Below are 23,714 nucleotides of genomic sequence, written 5' to 3' on the forward strand. Positions count from 1 at the left end.
CGCTTAGAAATGTGGGAGGGGCGGTGCGACGATTCGACTTGCTCCCGATGGCGGCCTCTGGGCCGACCATTTGCTGGGGTTGGAATGAGTACATATCCGTTGCTGCGGTAACGGCCACTTAGGGTTCCGCTCTTACAGCGGGTCACTTTGGAAAAGCCCCAAAGTAACCAAAGGGCTCTTGCCCCACCACTCGGTACCTCGCCGAGGCTCGGTATGCCCGAACGCAGGCTTGAATCCGTGGGCCGCCGTCATGGGCCATCCCTGGCCCAGGACGGCTAACCCGGCGTCCTGCCGGGTTACCCACGGATTCAAGCCTGCGTTCGGCCAGCGTGGTTAACGGGGCGCCTGAGATCAAGATCAAAAGCCAGAGCAAAAGCAGAGCAAAAGCAGGCTGAGGTCTACCTGCTGGATGGAGATCCAAATGTGGGAGGGGGCTTGCCCCCGATGAGGGAGTGTCAGTTGATGAATTTGGTACTGACACACCGCCATCGGGAGCAAGCCCCCTCCCACATTTCACTCCCAGGGCACCCGTTAGAGAGTCGTCGGCTCCCGAGCCTCCACAGGGCAAGTCGAATCGTCGCCCCCACAGTTTTAACCGAGCCCCCCCACTACCGCTCGGCTAATAAGAAGCTCGCCGCCCTTCTGCTTCCCCCAAAAAAATGGGGCGATCATTGATCGCCCCGAACGGTACATCGAGAGGTCCTTCTGAAGTTCTACAAACTGATCTGCTTACGCTCCTCATCCGTCAACCGCGCCCGCGCCTGTTCACTCAGCGGCCCCGCGCCCAGCACCTGCACCGGGCTGTTGGGGTTGTAGCTGGAGTTTTTCTGCTGCGGCTCCGGATCGCGCGGCAACGGCTCGCTGCCCAGGCTCAACACCTCCACGGTCATGATTGACGGCCGGCCCTGTTTGGCCGCCGCCTGCTGGCTGCGCGCCGCGTCTTCTGCAGCCTGGGACGCCGCCGCTCCCGCTGCGCTGGCCGAGCTCATGGCCCCGGTATTGACGGTGGCCGACACCGGCACCCCGGACGACTTGCCCTGGGTCTGGATGTTCGCCGCGTTCACCACCCGCAAGGCGGCGATGTTGACGTTGCCGGACACCCGAATGCCCGCCTCCCCCGCATCGATGGTGCCCATCGGCGCGATCAGGTCGATATCCCCCGCCGGCACTTCCGGGATCGGGTTGAGCGTGGCGATCCCCGCGCCGGTACTCGGCACCGACGGCGACAGGCTCACGTTGCCCCAGTTGTCATAGACACGCTTGGGCGGCGTGTACACCACGGTGGTCTTGGAGCCACGACCGGCGTTGATGTCGCCCTCGCTGGTCCAGGCCATGATCGAGCCGCCGAAGGTGGTCATGATGCGACTCTGGCCGAGCAGGATGCTGCCCAGGGAGTACAGCTGGATATCTCCCGCGCCCTGGGTGATCACCCCAGCCGTGGACGGCGGTGCGGCGCCTTCGATGCCGAACGTCTGGCGGCCACCCGGCGTGAGCATCTGGATCGAGCCACCGAAGTTGGTGTGCACGCCCGCGCCGCCGAACATCGTGATGTCGCCTTTGTAGGTAATCGGGTTGCCGGCCACGTCGGTCTCGGGGAACAACCTGGCAATCGCGGTACGGCCGCGCACATAGCTGCCCTGGCGCACACTGCCGTCCTGGTTGTACTCACGGCCGGCCGCCTTGAGTTCGGCGAAGTACACGTCGCGGGCGAAGATCCGTTGTTGTTCGGCGGGCAGTTCAGCGTAGTAGGTACGGGCCTGTTCGCTGTCGCCGGCGAAGCCGAAGCGTTCGGTGAGCCAAGACACCAGTTCACTCTCGTAGGTCTTGGCGACTTTGCTGCCCTGCAACGACTCACCCGATTGCGCCAGGTTGGCGGGGTTTAGGTAAGCCTCGACGAAGCGACGGTAATCCGGGCCGTTGAGGCCCGCGCCGGCTTGCATGACAATGCTTGCGCCAGGGCGGCTATCGCCCGCCGCCACAGCACCCAGGCTGTTCACAGCGACTTTGTCTTCCATCTGAATGTTGCGCCCCGCCGTCAGTTCCAGGGTGCCGGGGCCGGCAACGTTGAAGCTGCTGTAGAGGATGTCGCGGCCGGCGCTGGCGATGGAGATATCGGTGGGGCTGTTGTGTACGAACAGGTTGCCGATGAAGGTGTATTGCCCCGTGTCCGTGACACCACCGCTGGCACCACTCAAGCGCGTGCCGCTGCCGACAATATCGCGCCCGGCCTGCATCCACACCGGGCCTGCGCCTTCGTAAAAGGTTTGCCCGAGCCGAGCGTCACTTGCCCCCGTGATCGTGAGGGCACGCCCACTGTTGACGCCCAGCAGGTCCCCGCTCAGCGCATAGAAACGTGCAGGTTCCAGGGCGTCACCCCAGGCCATACTGACCGTGTTGGGGCCAAAGGCAAACAGCGGGGAAACCATGAAGGTGGCTTTGCTGCCATCGCTGGACAGATTACCGCTACCGCTTACCGGGATCTGATTGCTCAGGAAGCCGAGAAACGCCGGGTGCAAAATCGTCGCCAGGCTTTGCGGGGCTGCGCTGGAGCGGCTGATGGGCAGGTCGCCGCCGTAGATCGAGTCGCCGGCGAGCAGTTCCAGTTGCCCGTTGGCCGAAGGCGCCAGCACCATTGCCCTGAGCGGCGGCACCGTACTTGGGTCACCGCTTGATGCACGGCCGTAATACAGGCTGCCGCTGGCGGCGACGGCGCGCAAGGTGGCGGGATAGACGGCTGCCATGTCGGTGTCCAGCGTCTGGGTCAGGGGCGTGAGGTTGCCCCCGGCGGAAAACAGGTCCACCGCCGTGCGGTCGGTCCACAGACTGAACCAGCTGTGTCCAATCCCGTTGATACCACCGCTCGCGTAGGCCAACGCGTTGACTTGCGGCGCGCGGCCCGGGTCGGCGACATCCTGCAACACCAGGTCACCGCGGGTGGCCAGACTGAAAGTAGCGTCACCCGGCAACAGGCTCAAACCACCAGCCGCCCTGGCGGACGTGGAACGCAGCGGATCGTAGGCGCGCACTTCGCTCGGGCTCTGGTAGCTGGCCTGGTTACCATACAGCAGCGTCAGGCTACCCAGAGCGCCGCCAGTGAGTTGTACATGCCCTCGCGTATTCACCAGTGCGCCATTGAGGTGGTCTGTGTTGATCTGGCTGGCTGGGTTTAACGCTCCGCCGACCCGCAGGTTCAGATCGCCGCCACCGGTCAGTTGGACGCTGCCATCGGTGGCGACGCGGCCGGTGCTGCCGACGGCCAATACCAGGCCTTGGCTGCGGGCGCTGACGTTCTGGGCTGTTGGCGACACAGGGCTGATGATCCCTGCATCGCCGCCGACATCAACATTGAGGTTGCCGCCACCCAAGGTGCCGAACCCGGTGAACCCGACCATCTGGTCCGACCGCTGGCTTGCCACATAGGAACCAAAATTGATCCACCAGGCGGTGGCTTGCGCCTGGCTGCCACTGAGGCCATTACCCTGACGCCACAACCAGTTGCCGACGTTGGTTGAGTCCACACCGAGATCGCCTAACGGACGCCCGATGCTAATCAGCGACGGGCTGGTGATATTGCCAGTCAGGTTGCCACCCGCTTTAACCAGCAAATTGCCACCCATCTCCGGGTACCACGCGCGGTACAGGCTGTCAGTGCCACCATTGACCAGCTTTTCGTTCGCCCCTGCGTCCCCGAGAACCTTGTCATTGCTACCCAAGGCGCGCTTGAGATTATAGGGGGCGTTGGCGGAGGTGCCGGCGGATGCGTTGCCGGCAGTGTAGACACCGAACAGCGACTCCATGCTCAGGTTACCGGCGGCCAGCAGATCCAGATCCGCTGCACCGGTACGTATTACGCTGAAGCGGGTGCTGCTACCCGAAACCAGGGTATAGCCATCGCCTTGCGTGGAGCAGAACTCAGGAAAATCAGTACACACCTCCGGGTAGTTAATACCAGCAAAATCAATAGGCTGCCCCGTCATGCTGTCATCGCCAAACCAGCCGACGGACCCCTCTTCGGTCCAGACCACAGCTGCCTGTCCGTACATACCATAATGACTGTCCGCCAATCGCAGATTGCCGCTTACCGGATGCGGTTGCAGCAGGCGACTGTCGGCTGCCTCAGTGTCGGCCCCCGCAACCAGGCGAATCGACCACGACTGCGCACCCTCCTCCAGCATGGGAGCAATTGCCCAGTTTTTGCCCGGATGGCCGGCGTCACGCAACGCCACCGACTCCACGCCGCCCGGCAGCTTCACGTCTGTCCCCGACGGCAACAGGGCGCCCCGGGGGAGCACTTGGCTGGCGGCCAGGGTCACCTTGGTGGCCAATGGCACGCCCTTGGGCCAGATCAAGCCGTCGACACTGGCTGACGTGCTCAACAGGCTGCCGGCATCCAGGACACTGCCGATGGCGAGGGTCTGGCTCTGAGTCAGCAACGTGCCCGCCGCGAACAGCACATTGCCCGAGGCATCCCGAACAGCCGCCGCCAACACCGTACCCGCCGGGAGTACCAACGGTTGTTTGAGCGTAGCCGCGACGGGCAATCGGGTGCCCGCCGGCAGAAACAGGGGGTTGGTCAGTACATCGAAATTAAGCGCAGCGCCCGCAGGGAACACAGTGCCCACCTCCAGGGTCACGCCGCTGCCCGGTACCACCACGGTGCCGCCGGTGTAGTCGATACCGGCGCGCAGCACCCAGCCATTGTCATCGTCGGTGGGCGGTGGCGCGGCAAAGCCGTCGTTGATGCTGCCATAGATATTCAGGTCGCCACCGGCGCGCAGGGTCAGGCTGCCGGACTCGGTCTTGGCCGTTGATTTGAGGCTGGCGTAACGATAGCTGGAGAGGTCCAGATCGCCCTGCACCACCAGGTCGCCATCCGGGGTTTTGCTGATGATCTCTACGCCGGGGCGCAGGTGGAACACATCGCCGTACGTGGCGTTGTTCAAGCCGGCGAGCTTCTGCAGCAAGTTGCTGTTAACACGCGCGGCGTTGATGAAATTCGTATTTGCTGGATCGACGACTTTCGTGAGGTAGTCCTGATCAATCACTTGGTACGGGCGCCCATTGGGCGTTTCATCGGTGTTGGTCGGGGCATCGTCGTAGGTTCTCATGCCATTGAGCGCAATCGAACGCGCGCCCTGGATAGTCAACTGCCCACTGGCGTCAATGGCGATGTCATTGCCGCCCACGCGCGGCGCGTTGAGTTCCAGCGTGCCACGGTTGCGCCCGTCATTGCCGGTCGCGGCAGCAGTACCGTGACGCAGGTCGATGCGCGCACCATTGGCCAGGGTCAACTGGCCCTGGCCAGAGCCGAGGACCACGATGGCGCGGTTAGGCGAATCGATGATCTTGCCGTAGCTGTCCACGCGCAATTGTGTGCCATGGGCGTCCAGCACGGCGCTGCCGTCGAGGGTCAGGCCCTGCTTGGCGGCCAGGTTTATGCTGCCCACGCGCTCGCCGCTGGCATCCACCAGGCCGGTCACGCGCAGGCTGCCATTGTCGATCGAGACGTTGACGCTGTTGGCCTTGACGTCATTGCCGATGGTCAGGTCGCCCTGCTTGAGCTGGAAGCTGCGCGCACCGTAGACCTGGCCTTGGTTGAGGCGTTGGTTGAGCGCTGCGAACTGGTCGCTGAGCGTACCGCTGCCGCCCAGACGCTGGGCCTGGATCTCCACCGCACCCGCGAGGTATGGCACCCGCGTGCCACCGGCATCGTAGTCACCGCTGCTGCCGGCGATGATCTTGCCTGCCAGGTCGACGATCCCCGCAGCGCCGTCCACCGCCACCGCGCGCAACTTGCCCGCCTGGTTGTGCTGCGCCGACAGGTCGATGGTCGAACCGGCGGCCTGCTGCACATTGCCGGCACGGCTCTCCAGCAAAACCTCGCCGCCTGCGCTGTATTTGGTCAAGTCATTGAAGGCAATGGCCCGGCCGGACACATCAATCGAGGCGGCATCGGTCAATACCACGTCGCCCCGCGCGCCCAAGGTGACCTTGCCGCTGGGCAGTACCACGGCAGTGGCCAGGCGAAGGCTATCGCCTTGCAATGACAATTCGCCGCCGATGCCGTCCACCTTGCCTACTGCGCCAGCCGAGGCGCTGACATCAATCGCGCCACCGGCGGTAATACGGTTGACCGAACCGGCCTCACCGGTCATCAGCGGCGTGAGGATATTCAGGTTGCCGCCGCTGTAGGCAAAGCCCTTGATCGCATCAAACGCGCCCTGGCTCTGGTACACCGAGAGGCTACCCTTGTGGTTGGCGGTGATGCGCTCACTGGCATTGAGGTTGACGTTGGCAAAGCCCAGGGCGAGGCGGTCGAAGGTCTTGGTCGTGCTCGGCTGGGCAAAATCCCCATAGCCGAATTCGATACGCTCGGCATTGATGTCCAGGCGCCCGCTGCCGCTGCCGGCACCGCCGGTCAACGCCGCCACAGGCGGCGCGACGGCACCTTGCCAGATCAGGTTGGCGGTGTGGATAGTCGCCACGTCGTTCAAGCCGCCAGAGCCGTAGATCGCCGGCGTGGACAGCATCAGGTTGCTCAGCAACGACTTGCCGGTCACGGCGTCATAAGTGTCCAGGGTGGTGGTGCCGTAGAAGTTAAAGCTGTCACGCGCCGACAGTTGCAGGGTTTCCAGCGCCGGGGCGCCGAATTGGGTGTCACCGCGCAGCAGGCGTTCCAGCACTTGCTGGTTGAGGGTCATGCCCACCGGCAGGCGATTGTTGGCGGCTGCATCGGCCAGGGCTTCGGGGCTGCCGACGTTGATGCTGGACACACCCAGGTTCAGGTGGCGGGTGCCATAGCGCACATCATCGCCCATCTGCAGGGAGCTGTCGGTCAAGGTAACGATGCTGCCTTCGGAATACAGGGCTGTCTGGCCGCTGCAGGGCGCGCTGTTGCACACGCCTAACTGGATGCCCCCACTGATGACTTCGCCCAATGACGGCGCGGCGACTACGTTGAGCAAACCGTTGGACACCGCCAGCATGTTCCCCACGTTATAGACAAAACCGTCACGGGCGTCATAACTGGCCTTGCCACGGCCAATGGTGTTGATCGAGGCACCTTGCTCGACAACGATGCTTCCGATGCCGGTCAGCAGCAGCACTTCCGGCGCTGTCAGTTGGGCACCGTCACGTAGAATAATGGCGCCGGTGGTGCCACCAGCGACGTTAATGTAATTACCGGCCTGGCCGTAATTGACCACTGTCATCCCGCCAATCAACAAACGTGAAGCGCCTAGGGCGTTCAGGCTTTGCGCATGCACGCTGACACCGTTAAAGCCCTCGCTGGCACCCTTGCCGGTCGCCACGATCTCGATATCTCTTCCAATCCCGCCGTCTTTATTGATCAGTGCCACGGTACCGCCATAACCGCCGTCAGCGGCCTCGAAGCGACCGGTGCCATCGAACGAGAAGGCCTGCGCGCCCGCCCCCGGACGCAAGGCCAGTTGCAAGGTCCTGGCATCCACGGGCAGCAAGGCACGGGGCACGCCAAGCCTGACTGCATCGGCCACGGCGAATTGGGCGTAACCGGTTTCGTTGTACTGAGAGTATCGGCGCAAGGTGTCGGCGGAGGTCAGGATAACCTGGCTGGACAGGCTGTTGCCGATGCCGGTATTGGCGATGGACAGGCGCCCGGTGCTGGCCCATGAGCCATTACGCAACGGTTGGGTCGAGCCATCGCCGCCGAGCCCCGCCAGCCCGTTGATCTCCACCCGGAACGCGCCCGGCATCAGCGCGTAGGTGGAAGGCATCAGGGTGTAGGTACCGGCTGCCAGCCCCGGCACACCGGCACCGATGCTGATTTGCTGGCCGATCAACGGATCTACCGCACCGCCTTCTGGCGCCACCGGCGCATAGCCGGGTTGCACACCCGGCACAATCGCGTAGATCGGGTTGGTGCTCAGGCCCGGCAACACAAAACCGCCATTTGCGCCGAATTGCACCAACGGGTTAAGGCGCGCATCCGTAGAGCCGCCACGTCCGGAAATGAACCCAGCCCCGAGTAATTCGCCACCGCCGGACAAATCCACCGTTGCTTCCGGCTGCACCGCCACCGACTGCCCACCCAATACCATCCCGATATACAAACCACCGCTGTTATCCGTTGCGCCCTGGCCAACGAATGTGACTTTCTTGCCGTTGTACATATAGACCTGACCATCCACCGTGCCGCCGTAAGGCAGCACCAGGCCCTTGCCACTCACGGAGGTCAGGCTACCCGGCAACAGTTCAACCTTGCCCGACTTCAGGATGCCGACTTCGATCAGCCCCAGTGGCGCACGCACCACGCCGCCCTGGCGGATATTGGCACCGCCCAGTTGCAGGCGACCGAAGGCCGAGTACGGTACAGCGGCTGTGGCGTCGCCGATGCGTTCGATACTCAATGTGCGCGTCGGGTCAAAACCCGAGTTCTCGTTCTGAAACCCCGCCAGCACGCGCGCCCCGACTTCCGTCGCGGGGTACAGCTGCGCGGCGCGCAGGGTCATGTCGCCGCTGGTCACCAGTTGCGTGCTGATGCCCTGTGAGATCACATTCGCATCGGCACCGGCCAGGAAGCGCAGGTCGCCTTGGCTGGTCAGTTGCACATTGTCGAACCCGCGACGCTCGACCGCGACCTGAGCGTTATTCGCCAGCGGCACGTTGCTCTTGTTGCCAAACACCACATTGCCGCGTACATCGATCAAGTTGGCGCTGGCACGCAACTGCGCCGCCGTTGTCAGCGGCGACGGATTGGGCAGCAGCGGCACCGCACGCACATAGGCTTCCTTACTGCTTTGCGCAGGCGCAAGAATGCCGGCCAGCAGCAAGTAAGGCGCCGACAGGCTGACCCGCGAATTGGCCGCCGCCCCCTCGCTGAGGTTGTAACTGGCGCTGTACAACCGCAGGCTTTGGCCCATGTTCAACGACACATCGCCGTCGAAACTCAGCAAGCCGTTGCTGAGCAGGGCCAGGTTGTCGAAACCGCCAGCGGTGATCTGGTCGACACCGAGACGGCCGTGACCGTACTCCAGGCTGGCGCCGGTCGGTAAGGCGCCAGGTTGATGGGTCTGGCTGAGTACCAGCTCGCGCACCTTGAGCACCCGGTCGTTCACCGCATTTTTCGCGTAATAGGGGCTTTCCAGCGCCAGCGACAAGCTGCCGCCCGCCGCGCCGGCGCCCCCGGCACGCGCGACAAAGCTGCCGTCCAGGTACAGACCATTGTTGGACGCAAAACTGATGCTGCCGCCATTGCTGGCGACCGGCACACGACCCTGGCCTGGAACATCCAGCACCGCCTGGGCACCGGACGCCTCCAGGCGCGCGCCTTCGCGCACCACCACAAACACATCGCCGGCGCTGGCAATGCCGGTGGCCAGGTTGATATCACCACCGATGCTGATCTTGCCGCCATTGAGGACCTGGCCATACACGCTGCCTCGGTTGCTCACCGCCGTGACCGCGCGCGCTGCAACGTCGATCAGCGCGTTCTCGCCCACCCAGATCGAGCGGTCATGACCGGCGGCAATCGGCTGTTCCCAGGCCTGCGGCGCCAGGTTCAGGCCACCCAGGCTGACACTGCCGCCCCAGGCATTCAGGCTGCCGTTGAGGGTCAACTGGCCGACGCTGCGCAGGTTGATGCCCTGGCCGGGGTCGACGTTGATTACCGCACCCCGGCCCACAGTCAAGGCGGTGGTCGCCAGTTGTGCGGCGGTGGAATCCTTGGAGCCGGCCGTCAACGTGAGGCTGGCACCGCGACGCTGGGTCAGCACGCCTTGGGTCGGGTTTTCCTGGTAGAGCGCCGGCGTCCAGCGCTCCAAGGCCGTGGCGGGGTCGCTGCCACTCGGCGCGGCCAGCGTCTGCTCGCCCAAACGGTAGACCGGCGTAGTGACATCCACCTGAGTGCCATTCGTGACGAGCAGGCCTTCGTTGCCGGTAATGTCATAGGCCGAGAAGCCCTTGTTGAACAAATCGCCCGACAGTTGCACGGTACCGACGTCGGGCGCGGTGGCGCTCTCGCCGATCTGTACCTTGCGCGCCTGCAACGCCAGGGTGCCGCCGCCATTGACGCCATAGCCGCGAATCTCGCCGTCCAGCACCAAGGAGCCGAGCGCGCCCAAGGTCACGTCGCCGCCCTTGCCGCCGGTGAGCTTGCCATCCACGCCGAGGGTGGCCCCGGAAGACGCATCCACCACGCTGCCGGCCGCCAGGTTCACGTTGCCGGTGCCGCGCAGCGATACCTTGCCGCCGTTCACATACGCCACGCCTTCGCGGTTGTTCGGGCCCAGCATCAGGTTGTTCCAACGCCCGGTGGCGTCCAGCTTGACGCCTGCCGCCACATCGGCCCGCCCGCTGCCCGCGAGGATCACATCGCCGACCGTATTGCCGGAGTTGAGATTAACCTGATTGAGGATGTTGCCCGCGTTGAGGGTGCCGCCATGGGCCGTGAGGTTGGCGTTGATGTTGACCACAGGCCCGAACAGGGTGATCTCGCCGCCGTCCGCCACATTGAGCGCACCCTTGACGGTGATCTGCTGCGTGACACCTGCTTTGATCTGCTGCGTGACACCGACTTTGATCGCCCCCAGTTGATAGCCATTGAGCTGATCACTGTCGAGCACCAACTTGCCCTGGCGATCCGCCGGCAATGCGGTGGTGAGGTCCAGGCCGTCGGCGATTTTCTGCGTGTTGCGGTCGATCAACACTTCATCGGCAGTGCCCGTCAGCGCATAACGCAGGGTGCCGGTGGTCTTGTTGTAAACCGGCGTGTACCCGCCAATGATCAACTGCGCCCGTTGGGCCATGGCCTTCTGGGATTGCTGGTAACCGTCGAGGTTGATGTTCGGCGCCTGGGTCTGGCGATCGCCCTGGAACACATCGCTGATCACCTGGCCTTCCAGCACCGCACTGGTGGTGCCGACCACCAGCTTGCCCGCATCACGGCCCACCGTGTAACCGCTCTCGAAACGGAGTTGCTTGGCGATCATCGGGTTGTAGTAGTAATCGGTCTGGCCCCAGCGCTTGCTGGTGTCTTCGTAGCCCTTGTAGAACCCGGAATAGAGAATATCCCCCGGCGCGTTGGACAGCTCATACAGGCGCCCGTCCGGGCCCTTGAGCCAGGTCTGCTGGATGTAGCCAGCCTGCACATCCACGGTGCCGCCCGAGAGGTTGATCTGCGCAACCTTTTGAGTCACCACCTCCTTGCCGGTAAACGTCACGGTGCCGCCCTGGGCCATCCACTCACCCACCGAGTGGCCCTGGGTGCCAAGGTAACCACCGACTTCCAGCAGGCCGCCGGCGGTGTACCAGCGATCCGTTGCATAGCCGTTGGTGCCTGCGGGCACAAACACCAGATCGCGCAGGTCGACCCACACATCGTTGTTGATCAGCTTCCCGTCTTCACGGTTGACCGGCGCGTCACGCTGCTCGTTGCCCTGTACGTTGATCTTGATGTTGTTGGACTCCATCGACACCTTGACGCCGACAGCCCCGGATACATCAATCATCGCCCCATCGCGCACCAGACTACGCCCGGCGGCACTGACCGCGACCTGCCCACCGGTGGCCAGGGTGATCGAACCTTTCTGGAAATCCACGGTGCCGCCGCTGACGATCTCGATGCGCGACTGGTCGGTACGGTCGGCCACCGCACTGAGGTTGTTGAACTGCCCGGTGATCAAGTTGGCGGGCATGCCGTCGAGCTTGATCAGGCCATTGCTTTGCTGGCTGTTCAGCGCAGTGCTGCCACTGCTGTCCAACAGGATCGAAGTGGTACTGCCCTCGCCCAGGGTCACACTGCCGGTGGTGTCGGTGGCGGAATTGAGCAAGTGGATCGTGCCACGGGTGTCCACCGACGTGCTGGCCAGGGCCACGCCATTTTGCTGCACCTGGTGCCCGGTCAGGGTGATGTCCCCGGTGGACGCCATGATCAGACCGTTGTTGCTGACCTTGCCGGCGCTGCTGCCAGCCTTGAGGCTGGTCGCCACTTCATTGCCGCGCGTGGTGGAGCGGTCGTTGCCAGTGGTACCGACACCCTTGCGGATGTAGAAGCTGTCGCCGGCGGCCAGGGTGGTCTGCCCCTTGGCGGTGCTGATAGTGCCGGCGTTGTCCACTTCCGAACCGAGCAACAAGGCATAGCCGCCCGCATCCGTCGAAGTGGCCGGGTTGTGGGTCTGGATCAGCGCACCGCGCTGCACCGCGACCTTGCCCGCCGCGTCGGTGAAGGTCGGCTGGGTGCCGTTACCATCCACGTAAATACCGCTCTGGGTGAACTGCTGGTCGGTGATGTTCGCAGCGGCGGCAACGAGGTTGCGTACGTTGACCTGGCTGGTGCCACTGAAGACCACGCCGTTGCGGTTCACGATCATCACCGTACCGGCGCCGTTGATCTGGCCCTGGATTTCACTCGGTCGTGCATCGGGGTCGTTGACGCGGTTGAGCACCGCCCAGCTGGCCTGCTGCTGGAAATCCACCGTGGTGTTGCGCCCGACGTTAAACGTCTCCCAGTTGAGGATCGCCTTGTCGGCGGTCTGCTCGATACTCACCGTGGTCTTGCCACCGGACTGGGTTTGGGTCGGGCCCTTGGCGTTGGTCCAGCCCTGGGTCAGGCTGTTATCCACCTGCAGGCCGCCTTTGCCGAGGCCATCGGGAATCGTCGAGACCTGGCCGAACGCCGCCTGACGCCCCGCCGCTTGTGCTGCCTGCTGCGCCGCAATCGCCGCGACACTGGTGTTCAAGGTGCTGATGGAACGCGCCAACTGCTGGTTGACTCGCGCCTGCTGGTTCAGCGAAGGAACCCCCGGCACCTGCCCGGCACTGATCCGCGCCGCCGTCGCCGCCTGGGTCGCACCTTTATCGGCAAACCAACTGGAACTGAACGCCGTGGCCGCATGGGCATTGCCCGCCACCATCAACAACGCAATGGCCTGGGCCAGGGGTTTGAGGCGCAGCACAGTTTCTTGAGCTTTCAGATTAACCGGCGATTTGCAGCGGACCATCGGGGATCTTCCTTCTTTGTTATCACGCAGGGAGCAAGACAGGCTCACGTATGAGGGTTAGGCGGTTGGCGAGGGGCGGGACTGAACTTCTGTCATGCAAAGTTCATAAAGGCCTGATAGCGGATCGAAAACCCGTACAAACGCAAAAACCAGCAACGGCACAGGCCGTTGCTGATCAGGTGTTGCAGGTCGTTGAAAGCGTGGGTTACAGCGGACGACCGATACCGTTGCAGACGTTGGTGTTGCCGATGCTCAGGGCGTTGCTCGCGGTCAGGAAGCTGGCGCGAACGGTGGCTTTCCAAGCGGTTGGCAGCGGAACGAAAGCGTTGGCGGTGATGGCTGCATCGTTGTTGTTGGAGGCGCCGTAGTGCTTGGTGAAGAAATCACGCACTTGGCTGGTCTGGGTGGCGTCGGCGTAGCACTGGCTGAAGATCAGGTTGGTAAAGCCCAGGATCGGGTAGCCTGTGGTTGGGTAAGGTTGCACACCGGCGGTGTTGTCTGGGCCGAAGACTGGAACCCAGGCGTCCGGGTTGGAACGATCAGCGGCAGCCGGTACCGGTACTGCGCCGATGGCGGCAGACACGTTGGCGGCGGCAGGCGAAACGCCCTGGGTGTTGGTGGCGACGTTTTTGCCCACGCGAGCCACTTTGGTAGCGTCGTCCAGGCCGGCCAATGTAGGGGCGGCGAAGTCCGGGCTCATGTAGGTGATGCGGCCATCGCCGGCGGCCAGGGCAGTCATTACACCTTGGCTGCCAGTAGCAGCAACGGCGCCGGCAGGCAAGCCACCGGAGAAGCTGGTGCCGAAGGTGGTGGTGACGGCGAAGTTGCCTGTTTCTGCGTTGCACTTGGCATTCAGGAAACGGGTGAACAGCTCAGTGGTACCACTGCTTTCGCTGCGATAAACCACAACGATCGGACCGGTACGGCCAGAACCGGAAATCCCGTCCCAGGTCTTGATACGGCCCGAGAACACGCCGCACAACTCTTGAACGCTCAGGTCTACAGCGGCGGAACCGCTTTTATTGAAAGGAATGGCAACCGAAGTCCCCACCGATGGCACCTGGATCAACTTACCCCAGGTCGGTTGCTTGGCAGACGCGTAGGTCGACAACTCAGTGGCGCTCAGCTTGGAGTCGCTGCCCGCCCAGTGCACGTTCTTGTTCGTCACGCCAGCCTGGAACTTGGTGTAGTCATTGTTCAGGAAGGCTGCCTTGCCGTTACCGCTGCCGACACCGATGTACTGGGCGAAACCGGTGGTGAGTACGCCGGAGGTCTGGTACAGCGCTTGTGGCAAGGTGGCACCACCGCCGTTGATGTCAGCCATTGCAGCCTGTGCCGAGCACAGTGCAGCGAGGGTCATGGATACCGCGAGAACGTTGCGCTTAAACATGAAGAATCTCCTTTCGTCGTGTTTGTACGTTTGGGGTAGATGGCTCTTGCATGACGCCATGGCTTCGGTCCCAAGCCATGTTGCGGGGGTGGCCGGGGGTGAAAACCATGGAGAGAAAGTCGCAGTTTCCGATGACAGCAAAAGGAAAAAACCTCGGGAGGAAGGGCTTGATTTTTAAAAAGATTCTCGGGTGTTTTGGTCATGGTTTTGAGCGGTTTGGCGGCAGGTGACAGCGAGGTTTCAGCGAGGGTTTCGTCAAGGCGGCGCGGGCTGTGACACGGGGCCTGGATGTGACGGAATGAGGAACCCGAGGTTGGGGTCTGGCGATACCGGCCCGCCCCAACATCAACTGAACAGACAGGGTCCAATGTGGGAGGGGGCTTGCTCCCGATGGCGGTGGGTCAGTCAGCTCAGTGGTAGCTGATACACCGTCATCGGGAGCAAGCCCCCTCCCACATTGGTTTTTTGGTGTGATCAGGTCACCAGTTGGTTGATCTCGATGATCGGCAACAGCACCGCCATCACGATCACCAGCACCACCGCGCCCATCACCACAATCATCAGCGGCTCCAGCAACGCGGTCATGCCCATGGCCCGCCGTTCGATATCCCGCGACAGGGTCTGCGCCGCCCGCTCCAGCATCGGTGGCAGCGAGCCGGTTTTTTCGCCGCTGGCGATCAGGTGGATCAGCACCGGCGGGAAGACTTTTTCCACCGCCAGTGCCGGGGCCAGGTTGACGCCTTCGCGCACCTTGGCTGTGGCATCGTTGACGCACTGGCTCAGGCGCTCGTTGGACAGTGTTTGCCGCGCCGCTTCCAGCGCCCGCAGCAGCGGCACGCCGGCACCGCCGAGGATCGCCAGGGTCGAGGCGAAGCGCGCGGTGTTCAGGCCCAGCACGAAGCGCCCGATCAGCGGCAGGCGCAGCACGCGGCTGTGCCAGTTCAGGCGCGCCACGGGGTTGCGCAGGTACAGGCGCCAACCCCAGAAACCACCGACGATGGCGCCGAAACACAGCCAGCCCCAGGCGCGGATAAAGTCGCTGGCATTGAGCATCGCCAATGTCAGCCCGGGCAGATCCTGGCGCGCCTGGGAAAACGCGCTGACCACCTGGGGCACCACGTAGCTGAGCAAAAAAATCACGATGCCGATCGACACCAGCCCGACTACGCCGGGGTAGATAAACGCGGTGAGGATCTTGCCGCGCAGGTTGTTGCGTTCCTCGATGTAGTCGGCCAGGCGTTCCATCACCTGGGCCAGGTCACCGGACTCCTCCCCCGCCGCGATCAGTGCGCGGTAGATCGACGGAAAATCCCGTGGTCGTGCCGCCAAGGCATCCGCCAAACGCATGCCGCCACGTACATCGGCACGCACGGCAGCCAGGGTCTGGGCGATGTGTTTTTTCTCCGCCTGCTCCACCGTGGCGCTTAATGCCGCCTCCAGGGGCAGGCTGGCGCCGAGCAGGCTCGCCAGTTGCCGCGTGGCCCAGGCCAGGTCGTTGTCCGACAGTTTGGCGCTGAACAGGCTGCTGCCGGCGGCGCTTTGCTGACCGCCCTCGACCTGCACCAGCAACGCGGTCAGGCCACGGCTGCGCAGCACCGCAAACGCCCCGCTCTGGCTGTCGGCCTCCAGGTGCCCGGCCTCGACTTTGCCGCTGGCATCGGCGGCTTCATAGCGGTAGCGATTCATCAGGCGTCCCGTGTCACGCGCAGGATTTCTTCGGGTGCGGTGGCGCCGCTGCGTACCCAGCGCTCGCCGTCTTCACGCATGCTGAACATCCCCGCGCGGCGCGCCGCCACGTGCAGATCCTGCTCGCCGGCGCCCTGGTGGATCAGGCTACGCACCTCGTCGTCGACGCAAAACAATTCATGGATACCGGTCCGCCCGCTGTAGCCAATCTGGTTGCACTGCGCGCAGCCCACCGGGCGCCAGGTACCGGGCGCGGCCGGGTCTTCCTGTTTGCAATGCGGGCACAGGCGGCGGACCAGGCGTTGCGCCAGCACGCCCAGCAGTGACGAGGCCAGCAGGAACGGTTCGACGCCCATGTCGATCAGGCGGTTGACCGCCGACACCGCATCGTTGGTGTGCAGGGTCGCCAGCACCAGGTGCCCGGTGAGCGAGGCCTGCACCGCGATTTGCGCGGTCTCCAGGTCGCGGATTTCACCGATCATGATGATGTCCGGGTCCTGGCGCAGGATCGCTCGCAGGGCCAGGCCAAAGGTCATGTCGATCTTGGCGTTGACCTGGATCTGGCTGATGCCCGGCAGGTCGTATTCCACCGGGTCTTCCACGGTGAGGATATTGCTGGTGCTCGCATCCAGCCGTGCCAACGCGGCGTACAGGCTGGTGGTCTTGCCGCTGCCCGTGGGCCCGGTGACCAGCACGATGCCGTGGGGCTGGCGAATCAAGGTGTCGAGGCGCGCCAGCAACTGCGGCTCCATGCCCAGGGTCTCCAGCTGCAAACGCCCGGCCTGCTTGTCGAGCAGGCGCATCACCACGCGCTCGCCATGCCCGGTGGGCACGGTCGACACACGAATGTCGATGGGTCGCCCGGCCACGCGCAGGGCGATGCGGCCATCCTGGGGCAGGCGTTTTTCGGCGATGTCGAGCTGGGCCATGATCTTGATCCGCGACACCAGCGCGCCATGCAACGCCTTGCGCGGCGACACCACATCCCGCAGGGTGCCGTCGACGCGGTAACGCACCACGGAGTGGGTTTCATACGGCTCAATGTGAATATCACTGGCCTCGTCCCGCGCGGCCTGAGTGAGCAAGGCGTTGATCATGCGGATTACCGGCGCGCCGTCCTGGGTGTCGAGCAGGTCGGTGATTTCGGGCATGTCCTGCATCAGGCGGTCGAGGTCGACTTCGTTTTCCGCCGCACCCACCACAGCGGCGGCGCTGCCGGTGTCGGCGTAGGCACTGGCCAGCAGGCCGTCGAGTTCGTCGTCGCGTATCTGCTCAACCCGCGACTGGCCGAACTGGCGCTGTACTTCGCTGATGGACCAGCCGGGGGTCGAGGGGCAGACGGTGAGCAGCATGCCGTCCTCGCCGGGGCGCAGGAGGATGCGTTGGGATTTGGCCCAGGCGTAGGGGAGCAGGTTCATACCCCTCCCACATTTGGATCTTCATTTGAATTCATGGCCGTGCACCAACCGGTACGGCGCGAATGACCGCCCTCGGCCCTTGCTGCTGCCCGCCCGGAATCGCCTTCTCCACCGATGGCAATTGCGGCGCCTGCACATCCGGCATCGCCCAACTGTGATCCGGCTGCAAGCCGCTCTGCGCCCGACGCATAAACTCATAGCGGTTCAAGGTGATGCTACGCCCCGCCCCACTGTCGCGAATGATGTAGGGCCGTAAAAACACCATCAGGTTGGTCTTGCTCACACTGCGCTTCTCATTGCGAAACAACGCCCCCAACCCCGGAATATCCGACAGCCACGGCACCGCGTCATTGCTCTGGGTATAGCCGTCCTGCAACAGCCCGCCGAGCACCATGATCTGCCCGTCGTCGAGCAGGATGCTGGTATCGATCGCGCGCTTGTTGGTCACCGTGCCCGCCGACACCGACGCCCGTGTGTCCACGGTGCTGACCTCCTGGTAGATATCCAGCTTCACCGTGCCGCCTTCGGAGATCTGCGGGCGCACGTTGAGCTTGAGCCCCACCTCTTCACGCTGCACGGTCTGGAACGGGTTATTGCTGGTGCCGCCGCCACCGGTCACATAGCTACCGGTAACGAATGGAATGGTCTGCCCGACGAAAATGCTCGCCGCTTCGTTGTCCAGGGTCAGCAGGTTCGGCGTGGACAGCACGTTGGTGCCGCCCTTGCTCTTCAAGGCACGGGCCAGCACCTTGAGGTCGAGCACCTTGCCGATCCCCGGAATATCCACGGTGCCATTGACCACGCCGATATTCAGGCCCTTGGGCAGTACATCGATGCTGGTGGGACTGGCGGGCGTGCCCACGACACCGCTGCCACCCAGGTTAACACCACCGAACCCACCTTTGCCCGCCAGGTTGCCGGCCTGCCATTGCACACCGAACTCGGTGGCATCGTCCTCGCCCACTTCCACGATCAGGCTTTCGATCACCACCTGGGCGCGGCGCTGGTCGAGCATGTCGATCACTTCCCGCAGGTTGCGGTACAGCGGGTCCGGCGCGGAGATCAGCAAGGTGTTGGTGGTGGCGTCGGCCTGGATGGTCACGCCGCCGGCGCTAAACGCGGTGTCCTGCTCGTTGGCGGTATTGCCGGTGCTGGTGCTGGTGCTGGAACCGGTGGTTTGCCCATAGCCCGACTGCACGCCACTGCCGGTGGGCGTGCCGCTGCTGTTCTGGGCAGTGCTCGTGCCCTGGCCGTTATTGCCATTGCCGCCCATGGCACTGAGCTTGCCACGCGCGTCGTCGCTCACGCCGGAATCGCTCTCACCGGTGAGCAGCCCGCGCAGCGACTGGGCCAGCTTGGCCGCCTGGGCGTTGCGCAGGTACACCACGTGCATATTGCTGGGGTTGCTCTGGGCATTGTCGAGCTTGTAGATGAGGTTGCGCGCCAGCTCGGTACGCTCGGGGCTGCCGGAACGGATGATGATCGAGTTAGAGCGCGGGTCGCCGACCACATTGATCTTCTGGGTCTGGTCGGCGCCCTGGGTTTCCAGCAGTTCGGCGACCATGGCCGCTATGTCCACGGCGATGCCGTTTTGAATCTGCACCACGTCGGTGTCGATCGCGCTGGGGGTGTCGATACCACTGATGATCTGCGCGACCCGCGCGAGGTTTTCCGCGTAGTCGGTGATCACGATGCTGTTATTGCCGGGGTAGGCGTTGATCGGGTTGTTCGGCGACACGATGGGACGCAGCACCGGGATCAGGTTCACCGCGTTTTCGTATTGCAGGCGGAAGGTGCGCGTCTGCATGCCACTGCTGCCCGCGCTGTAGATCGGCCCGCCGAGCAACTTGGCATCGGCCTCCGGCACCACCTGGGCCACGCCGCCCACATCCACCACGCTGAAACCCTGCATGCGCAGCGCCGCCAGCAGCATGTCGTAGGCCTGGTGCGCCGGTACCTGGCCTTCGCTGACCAGGGTGAGCTTGCCTTTTACCCGCGGGTCCACCAGGAACTGCTGGCCGGTGGCACGGGACAGCGCGCGCACCACTGCCTGGATATCGGCATCGACAAAGTTGAGCTGCACCGGCTGGTCACCCAGCGGGTTGCGCGCCTTGACCGGCGCCGGGGCCTGGCCACGCACGCTGTTGGTCACCGGGTGTTGGACCCGCGGTTTCGGCGCTTCGTCGCGCTGGCGATCCAGCAGGGTATCGCCGCTGCGACGGGTGTCGGCCAGGGGTTGGCCAAGTTCACTGTCCACCAGCAACGGCGTGGTTGACGGGCTGCTGCACGCACTCAAGGCCAGTAACAGCAACGGCGCGGCCTTGCGAAAAGGGAGGACTGACCACTTCATGAAGCTTCCTTAGCGCCAAGCGCCTGATCCATGCGAACGGTCCCGGACACAGTGCCGGCCGAGTTATCGACGGCATCCGCAGCACGTTGCAAACGCGCCTCGGACACCTCCAGGGAAAATGAACGGGGATTGCCCAGCAGCCAGCCCACCACAGCGTCGGCCGGGGCATTGTCGAAGGTCAGGCGCCAACCGCCGGCGTCCAGCACCTGCAACTGGTAATGCCCTTGCAGCCCGGCAGTGTCCAGGGCCTGGCGCAACGCGGTTTCGTCGGCCTGGCGCGGCGCGGCGACATCCTGCAACAGCACCCGCAAGGCTTCGGCCTGGGCGCGCAGCCTGGGGGTTTCGGCCTGCCAGTAGTCGATCTTTTTCAACGCCGGCTGCACCAGCACCAGCCACGTCAGCAGACTCGCCAACACCAGCCCGGCGCCGATCAGCAGGCGTTTCTCGCGCAGGGCCAGGCCGCTCCAGAACACCTGGGCCTGGTTGCGCAGGCGCAGCCACCTATTCATCGCCGGCCTCCGGTTTTTCCGTGGCCGGCGCCGGGCCGATGCTCCAGCCCTGCTCATCGCGCGTGGCGGCAAAACCGGCCTGGGCCAACGCGGCCTGCCACTCGCCCTCGGCCGCCGGGTTACGGCTGTCGGCGAGCAACGCCAGGTGCAAGGTGCCCTGTTCAAAGTTCAGGTTGTCGACGCTGCCCACCATAAAGGGCAAGTTGCTGCCCGCCAGTTGCAGCAGGCTGCTGAAGCGTTGGCCCGAATCGGCAGCCGCACCGCTCTGGCGCGCGGCCAACTGTTGACGGGCCTGCTGCAAGGGGTTGAGCACCACGGGTAATTCAGGAAACGCCTGGCGCACCTGTTGGTTCATCAACGCCTTGAGCCGTTGGCCTTCGTCGACCTGGCGTGCGGCGTAGAGGTTGAGGCCGACGGTCCAGATGGCAGCGGCCAGCGCCACACAGGCCAGCGCCCTGCCCCATCCGGCGCCAGACGCTTGGCTGACGCGCGCGTGCAAACCCCAGGCCGGCACCGCGCCGCTCCAACGCTGCGCCTCTGCCACCAGCGGCACATCAAGCGCCTGCAACCCCAGCGGGTGCACAGCGCCTTGTTGCAGGCTGTCGCGGGTCAACAGGTAGCCGTCGTCCAACGCCGCCGCCCCCACCGGCAAGGCATAGGGCGCCGGGTACAGGCCGCGTAGCTTGAGCTGTCCCTGTGCCAAGACCTGGCCCAGCCGTTCCAGCCCGGCCTTGGGCACCCAGCCCACCTGCACGCGCCCATCGCTTTCACGCGGGCCGTGGGCCACGTGCATCTGTTCCACCGGGCCGAGGATCAGCGCCTGCGCCGCACAGGCCACCGCCGCCTGGGTTTTTGCTGCGGGCAATGGCGGCAGCTCAAGGCTGGTGAGCAGGCTGTCACGCGGGTGCAGAAAACACTCCACCGCCTGCCGGCGCTTGCCCAATTGCGCCAGGCTTTCCTGCCCTTCGGACACCACCACGCCGCGGTCGAGCCAGGCAAATTTAACCTGGCTTTCGGCGCCGAGCTGATCGAGCGGCGGCAATGCAATGCGCAAGCGTTTCATACGCCCACCCGCGACCAGATCACCTTGGGCTCGCGGTCTTCGGGGCGGTGCAGCAATGCATCGATTGTCACCCGACGGCGCTCGCGCCGCGCCTGGCCCTGCAGGCGAAACCACTCGCTGGTGATACCCACCTGCACCGATTCCAACTCGACCTGGGGCAAGTGCAGGCGGTTTACAAAATCCCCCCGGTTGATGAACCAATGGCCATTGTCGCGCTCGGCCACAAGCCCATGGGCCTGGGACAGGCTGAGCTGCGGCACCACCGCGCTGAGCACTTCGGCGCTGGCGGTGTTGCCGTTGACCCAGGTGTTGCCGGGCAGCACGCTGACGTACGCCTGCAGGCGCTGCAACACCTCCGGGGTCAGGCCTTCGAGGCCACTGAGGTCGTCGAGACTGCGCAGCATCGGGTATTTGGCGGGCAACCCGTTCTGTTCGTAGGAGGCAATTACCCGCTGGCTGATGCGCCGGCTCACGGCCGGGGCCACGCCCAGGGTGCGGCACAGGCGCTCGAAACTCTGCAATTGTTCGGCATCGGGCTGTTGGCGGTTAACCAGGTTGCGCAGGTTGAACTTGCCCTGTTCATCGTCTATCCGCCCCTCGAACACGCCGGCCTGGGTCCGCGCCCAGGGTTGGTCAAGGCGGGTCAGCACGTCCTTCTGGCGCGCTTCCCAGAGCATCTGCCGGCTGCGTTCAAGGCCACCGAGCAACAGCCATTGGCCCTGCACGCGCGACTGTTCGGCTTCCAGGCTGCGGGTGAATATGGTTTGGCGCGTGAGCATGCCGCCGGCGATCACCGCCACCACCGCCGCGATCAGCAAGGCACTGATAATCGCCATGCCGTGCTGCTTCGCCGCTGGGGGCGAATACCGTTTCATGGCGCGCCTTACAACTGCCAGGAGCCGATATCGGCATTGACGCCATCGCCATCCGGTTGGCCGTCGGCGCCCAGGGAGAACACATCGACTTCACCGTTGGCGCCCGGATTGAGGTAGTGATAAGGATGGCCCCAGGGGTCGTTGGGCAAGCGCTCGAGGTAGGCGCGCCAGTTGCTGTTCTTGGCATCCGCCGGGCGCTCCACCAGCACTTTCAGGCCTTGGTTCATGCTCGGGTAAGTGCCGTGGTCGAGGCGATACAGCTTCAACGCCTGCATCAACCCGCCGATGTCCTGTTTCGCGGCGGTGGCCCGCGCCTGGTCCGGGCGATCGAGGACCTTGGGGACCACCATCGCGGCGAGGATCCCGAGGATGACCACCACCACCATGATCTCGATCAAGGTGAAGCCACGCTGGCCGCGAGGGCCTGGCAATGGGGATGTTAGGCGTGCGATATCCATCTCGACATTCCTTGGCTTGGGTGCATTTCGTGGCGCAGTGTTGCAAGAACACATGTCAGTCGTATTGAAAATCCTCGGGAGTTTCGGTCGCCAATCGGTCAACTGCCGGCGCTAGTCTGCGGGCCTGTTTCCCGGCTTTGAGAACGCCATGTACGGCCGTCGCAAGGAGCAAGGTTTTACCCTGATCGAGGTGCTGGTGGCGCTGGCGATCATCGCTGTGGCGATGGCCGCTGCCATTCGCGTGGCGGGGTTGATGACCCAGGGCAACGGCCTGCTGCGGGACAAATCCATGGCGTTGCTGGCGGCACAGAGTCGCCTGGCGGAGTTGCGCCTGGAGGGGCATTTGCGCGACGGCACAAAGACCTTCAGCTGTGACCAGGGGCGCTTGAAACTGCGATGTGAGCAAACCATCAGTCGCGATGGCCGCCTGTTTCAAGTCAACGTGCAGGTGCTCGACGCCAGCCGCGAGGCGCCGCCGCTGGCCCGCGTGGAGACACAGGTCAGGGCCGAGTGAGCCGCGGCAAGCCAGGCCCATCGGGCAACTTGTCGAGGTTGACGCGCAGCTTCTCGCCGCCGCGCTCGATCTCGACCCCATCGCCTTCGATGGCCGTGAGCCGTACACCGGGGCTGAGGCGCTCGCCCAACAGGAAACTGCGCGGCGGGCCGTCGTTGAGACTGAGGATCGCCACGGCACCACGGGCGCCGGCCAGCACGCCAGAGACCTTGACCTGCAACGCCGCCGGCGCATTGGAAAACCATTGCAGCGCCGGGTTATCGCTGCGCGCAGCCAGCACCTGGGGTGCAGCCTGGGGCGTATGGGACTCGGCGGAGGTCAGCAGCAGCGGCGTCCAGACCGCCACGCCGGCCAATGCCGCCAGCAACGCCACGATCTGCACACCGTGGGCCGGTGAGAAACGCAGGGTAAATGCCATGGAAAGGACCTCCTGTTTGTCCATGGCACCAGCCTACAGGCCAATTCGCACGTTTT

11 protein-coding genes are annotated in these 23,714 nt (G+C 64.2%); 1 reads left to right on the forward strand and 10 read right to left on the reverse strand.

All coding sequences use genetic code 11. The annotated features are described in order from the left end of the window. Positions 1-713: 713 nt before the first annotated feature. The 9 genes from ACHPFG_RS18525 to gspG form a co-directional block, all read right to left on the reverse strand. Positions 714-12,977, reverse strand: coding sequence for a filamentous haemagglutinin family protein (locus tag ACHPFG_RS18525; RefSeq protein WP_431700091.1), 12,264 nt, complete (start codon positions 12,975-12,977; stop codon positions 714-716). Positions 12,978-13,182: 205 nt separating this feature from the next. After that, positions 13,183-14,367, reverse strand: a complete 1,185-nt coding sequence (locus tag ACHPFG_RS18530; RefSeq protein WP_184745958.1) for a substrate-binding domain-containing protein — start codon at positions 14,365-14,367, stop codon at positions 13,183-13,185. 474 nt (positions 14,368-14,841) lie between these two features. Beyond that, positions 14,842-16,053 (reverse strand): type II secretion system inner membrane protein GspF, encoded by a 1,212-nt coding sequence (gene gspF / locus ACHPFG_RS18535; RefSeq protein ID WP_131700676.1) that lies wholly within the window; start codon positions 16,051-16,053, stop codon positions 14,842-14,844. Continuing rightward, entirely contained in the window at positions 16,053-17,471 is a 1,419-nt protein-coding gene (gene gspE, locus ACHPFG_RS18540; RefSeq protein WP_431700092.1) for a type II secretion system ATPase GspE, read from the reverse strand. Before gspE ends, gspF begins: the two co-directional genes overlap by 1 nt. 31 nt (positions 17,472-17,502) lie before the next feature. Beyond that, entirely contained in the window at positions 17,503-19,821 is a 2,319-nt protein-coding gene (gene gspD, locus ACHPFG_RS18545; protein ID WP_431700093.1) for a type II secretion system secretin GspD, read from the reverse strand. Continuing rightward, positions 19,818-20,330: a type II secretion system protein GspM gene (gene gspM / locus ACHPFG_RS18550; protein ID WP_131700673.1), complete on the reverse strand. Its 513-nt coding sequence runs from the start codon at positions 20,328-20,330 to the stop codon at positions 19,818-19,820. Before gspM ends, gspD begins: the two co-directional genes overlap by 4 nt. Beyond that, complete coding sequence (gspL, locus tag ACHPFG_RS18555) at positions 20,323-21,393, reverse strand: type II secretion system protein GspL (protein WP_431700094.1); 1,071 nt, start codon at positions 21,391-21,393, stop codon at positions 20,323-20,325. The genes gspM and gspL overlap by 8 nt, the downstream gene beginning before the upstream one ends. Then, positions 21,390-22,268 (reverse strand): type II secretion system minor pseudopilin GspK, encoded by an 879-nt coding sequence (gspK, locus tag ACHPFG_RS18560; RefSeq protein ID WP_431700095.1) that lies wholly within the window; start codon positions 22,266-22,268, stop codon positions 21,390-21,392. The genes gspL and gspK overlap by 4 nt, the downstream gene beginning before the upstream one ends. An 8-nt stretch (positions 22,269-22,276) precedes the next feature. Continuing rightward, the gene (gspG, locus tag ACHPFG_RS18565) at positions 22,277-22,726 is read right to left on the reverse strand and encodes a type II secretion system major pseudopilin GspG (protein ID WP_053140795.1); all 450 of its coding nucleotides are present in this window, start codon (positions 22,724-22,726) and stop codon (positions 22,277-22,279) included. Between the two features lie 148 nt (positions 22,727-22,874). Here gspG and gspI point away from each other — a divergent pair, with 148 nt between their 5' ends. Next, positions 22,875-23,240 carry a type II secretion system minor pseudopilin GspI gene (gspI, locus tag ACHPFG_RS18570; protein ID WP_092489620.1) on the forward strand — a complete coding sequence of 122 codons (366 nt, stop codon included), beginning with the start codon at positions 22,875-22,877 and terminating at the stop codon, positions 23,238-23,240. Here the strand turns inward: gspI and ACHPFG_RS18575 are convergent. Then, the gene (locus ACHPFG_RS18575; protein ID WP_339543363.1) at positions 23,227-23,658 is read right to left on the reverse strand and encodes a type II secretion system protein N; all 432 of its coding nucleotides are present in this window, start codon (positions 23,656-23,658) and stop codon (positions 23,227-23,229) included. The two genes, gspI and ACHPFG_RS18575, sit on opposite strands and share 14 nt — an antisense overlap. Positions 23,659-23,714: the final 56 nt, after the last annotated feature.

This window comes from Pseudomonas sp. BR20, assembly GCF_050780135.1.
GTDB lineage: Bacteria > Pseudomonadota > Gammaproteobacteria > Pseudomonadales > Pseudomonadaceae > Aquipseudomonas.

What these genes read in the sequence shown, in the direction of transcription:
- gspG (WP_053140795.1), bottom strand. Translation starts at nt 22,726, where the DNA reads ATGGATATCGCACGCCTAACATCCCCATTGCCAGGCCCTCGCGGCCAG.
- gspD (WP_431700093.1), bottom strand. Translation starts at nt 19,821, where the DNA reads ATGAAGTGGTCAGTCCTCCCTTTTCGCAAGGCCGCGCCGTTGCTGTTA.
- ACHPFG_RS18525 (WP_431700091.1), bottom strand. Translation starts at nt 12,977, where the DNA reads ATGGTCCGCTGCAAATCGCCGGTTAATCTGAAAGCTCAAGAAACTGTG.
- gspE (WP_431700092.1), bottom strand. Translation starts at nt 17,471, where the DNA reads ATGAACCTGCTCCCCTACGCCTGGGCCAAATCCCAACGCATCCTCCTG.
- gspM (WP_131700673.1), bottom strand. Translation starts at nt 20,330, where the DNA reads ATGAATAGGTGGCTGCGCCTGCGCAACCAGGCCCAGGTGTTCTGGAGC.
- gspI (WP_092489620.1), top strand. Translation starts at nt 22,875, where the DNA reads ATGTACGGCCGTCGCAAGGAGCAAGGTTTTACCCTGATCGAGGTGCTG.
- ACHPFG_RS18575 (WP_339543363.1), bottom strand. Translation starts at nt 23,658, where the DNA reads ATGGCATTTACCCTGCGTTTCTCACCGGCCCACGGTGTGCAGATCGTG.
- ACHPFG_RS18530 (WP_184745958.1), bottom strand. Translation starts at nt 14,367, where the DNA reads ATGTTTAAGCGCAACGTTCTCGCGGTATCCATGACCCTCGCTGCACTG.
- gspL (WP_431700094.1), bottom strand. Translation starts at nt 21,393, where the DNA reads ATGAAACGCTTGCGCATTGCATTGCCGCCGCTCGATCAGCTCGGCGCC.
- gspF (WP_131700676.1), bottom strand. Translation starts at nt 16,053, where the DNA reads ATGAATCGCTACCGCTATGAAGCCGCCGATGCCAGCGGCAAAGTCGAG.
- gspK (WP_431700095.1), bottom strand. Translation starts at nt 22,268, where the DNA reads ATGAAACGGTATTCGCCCCCAGCGGCGAAGCAGCACGGCATGGCGATT.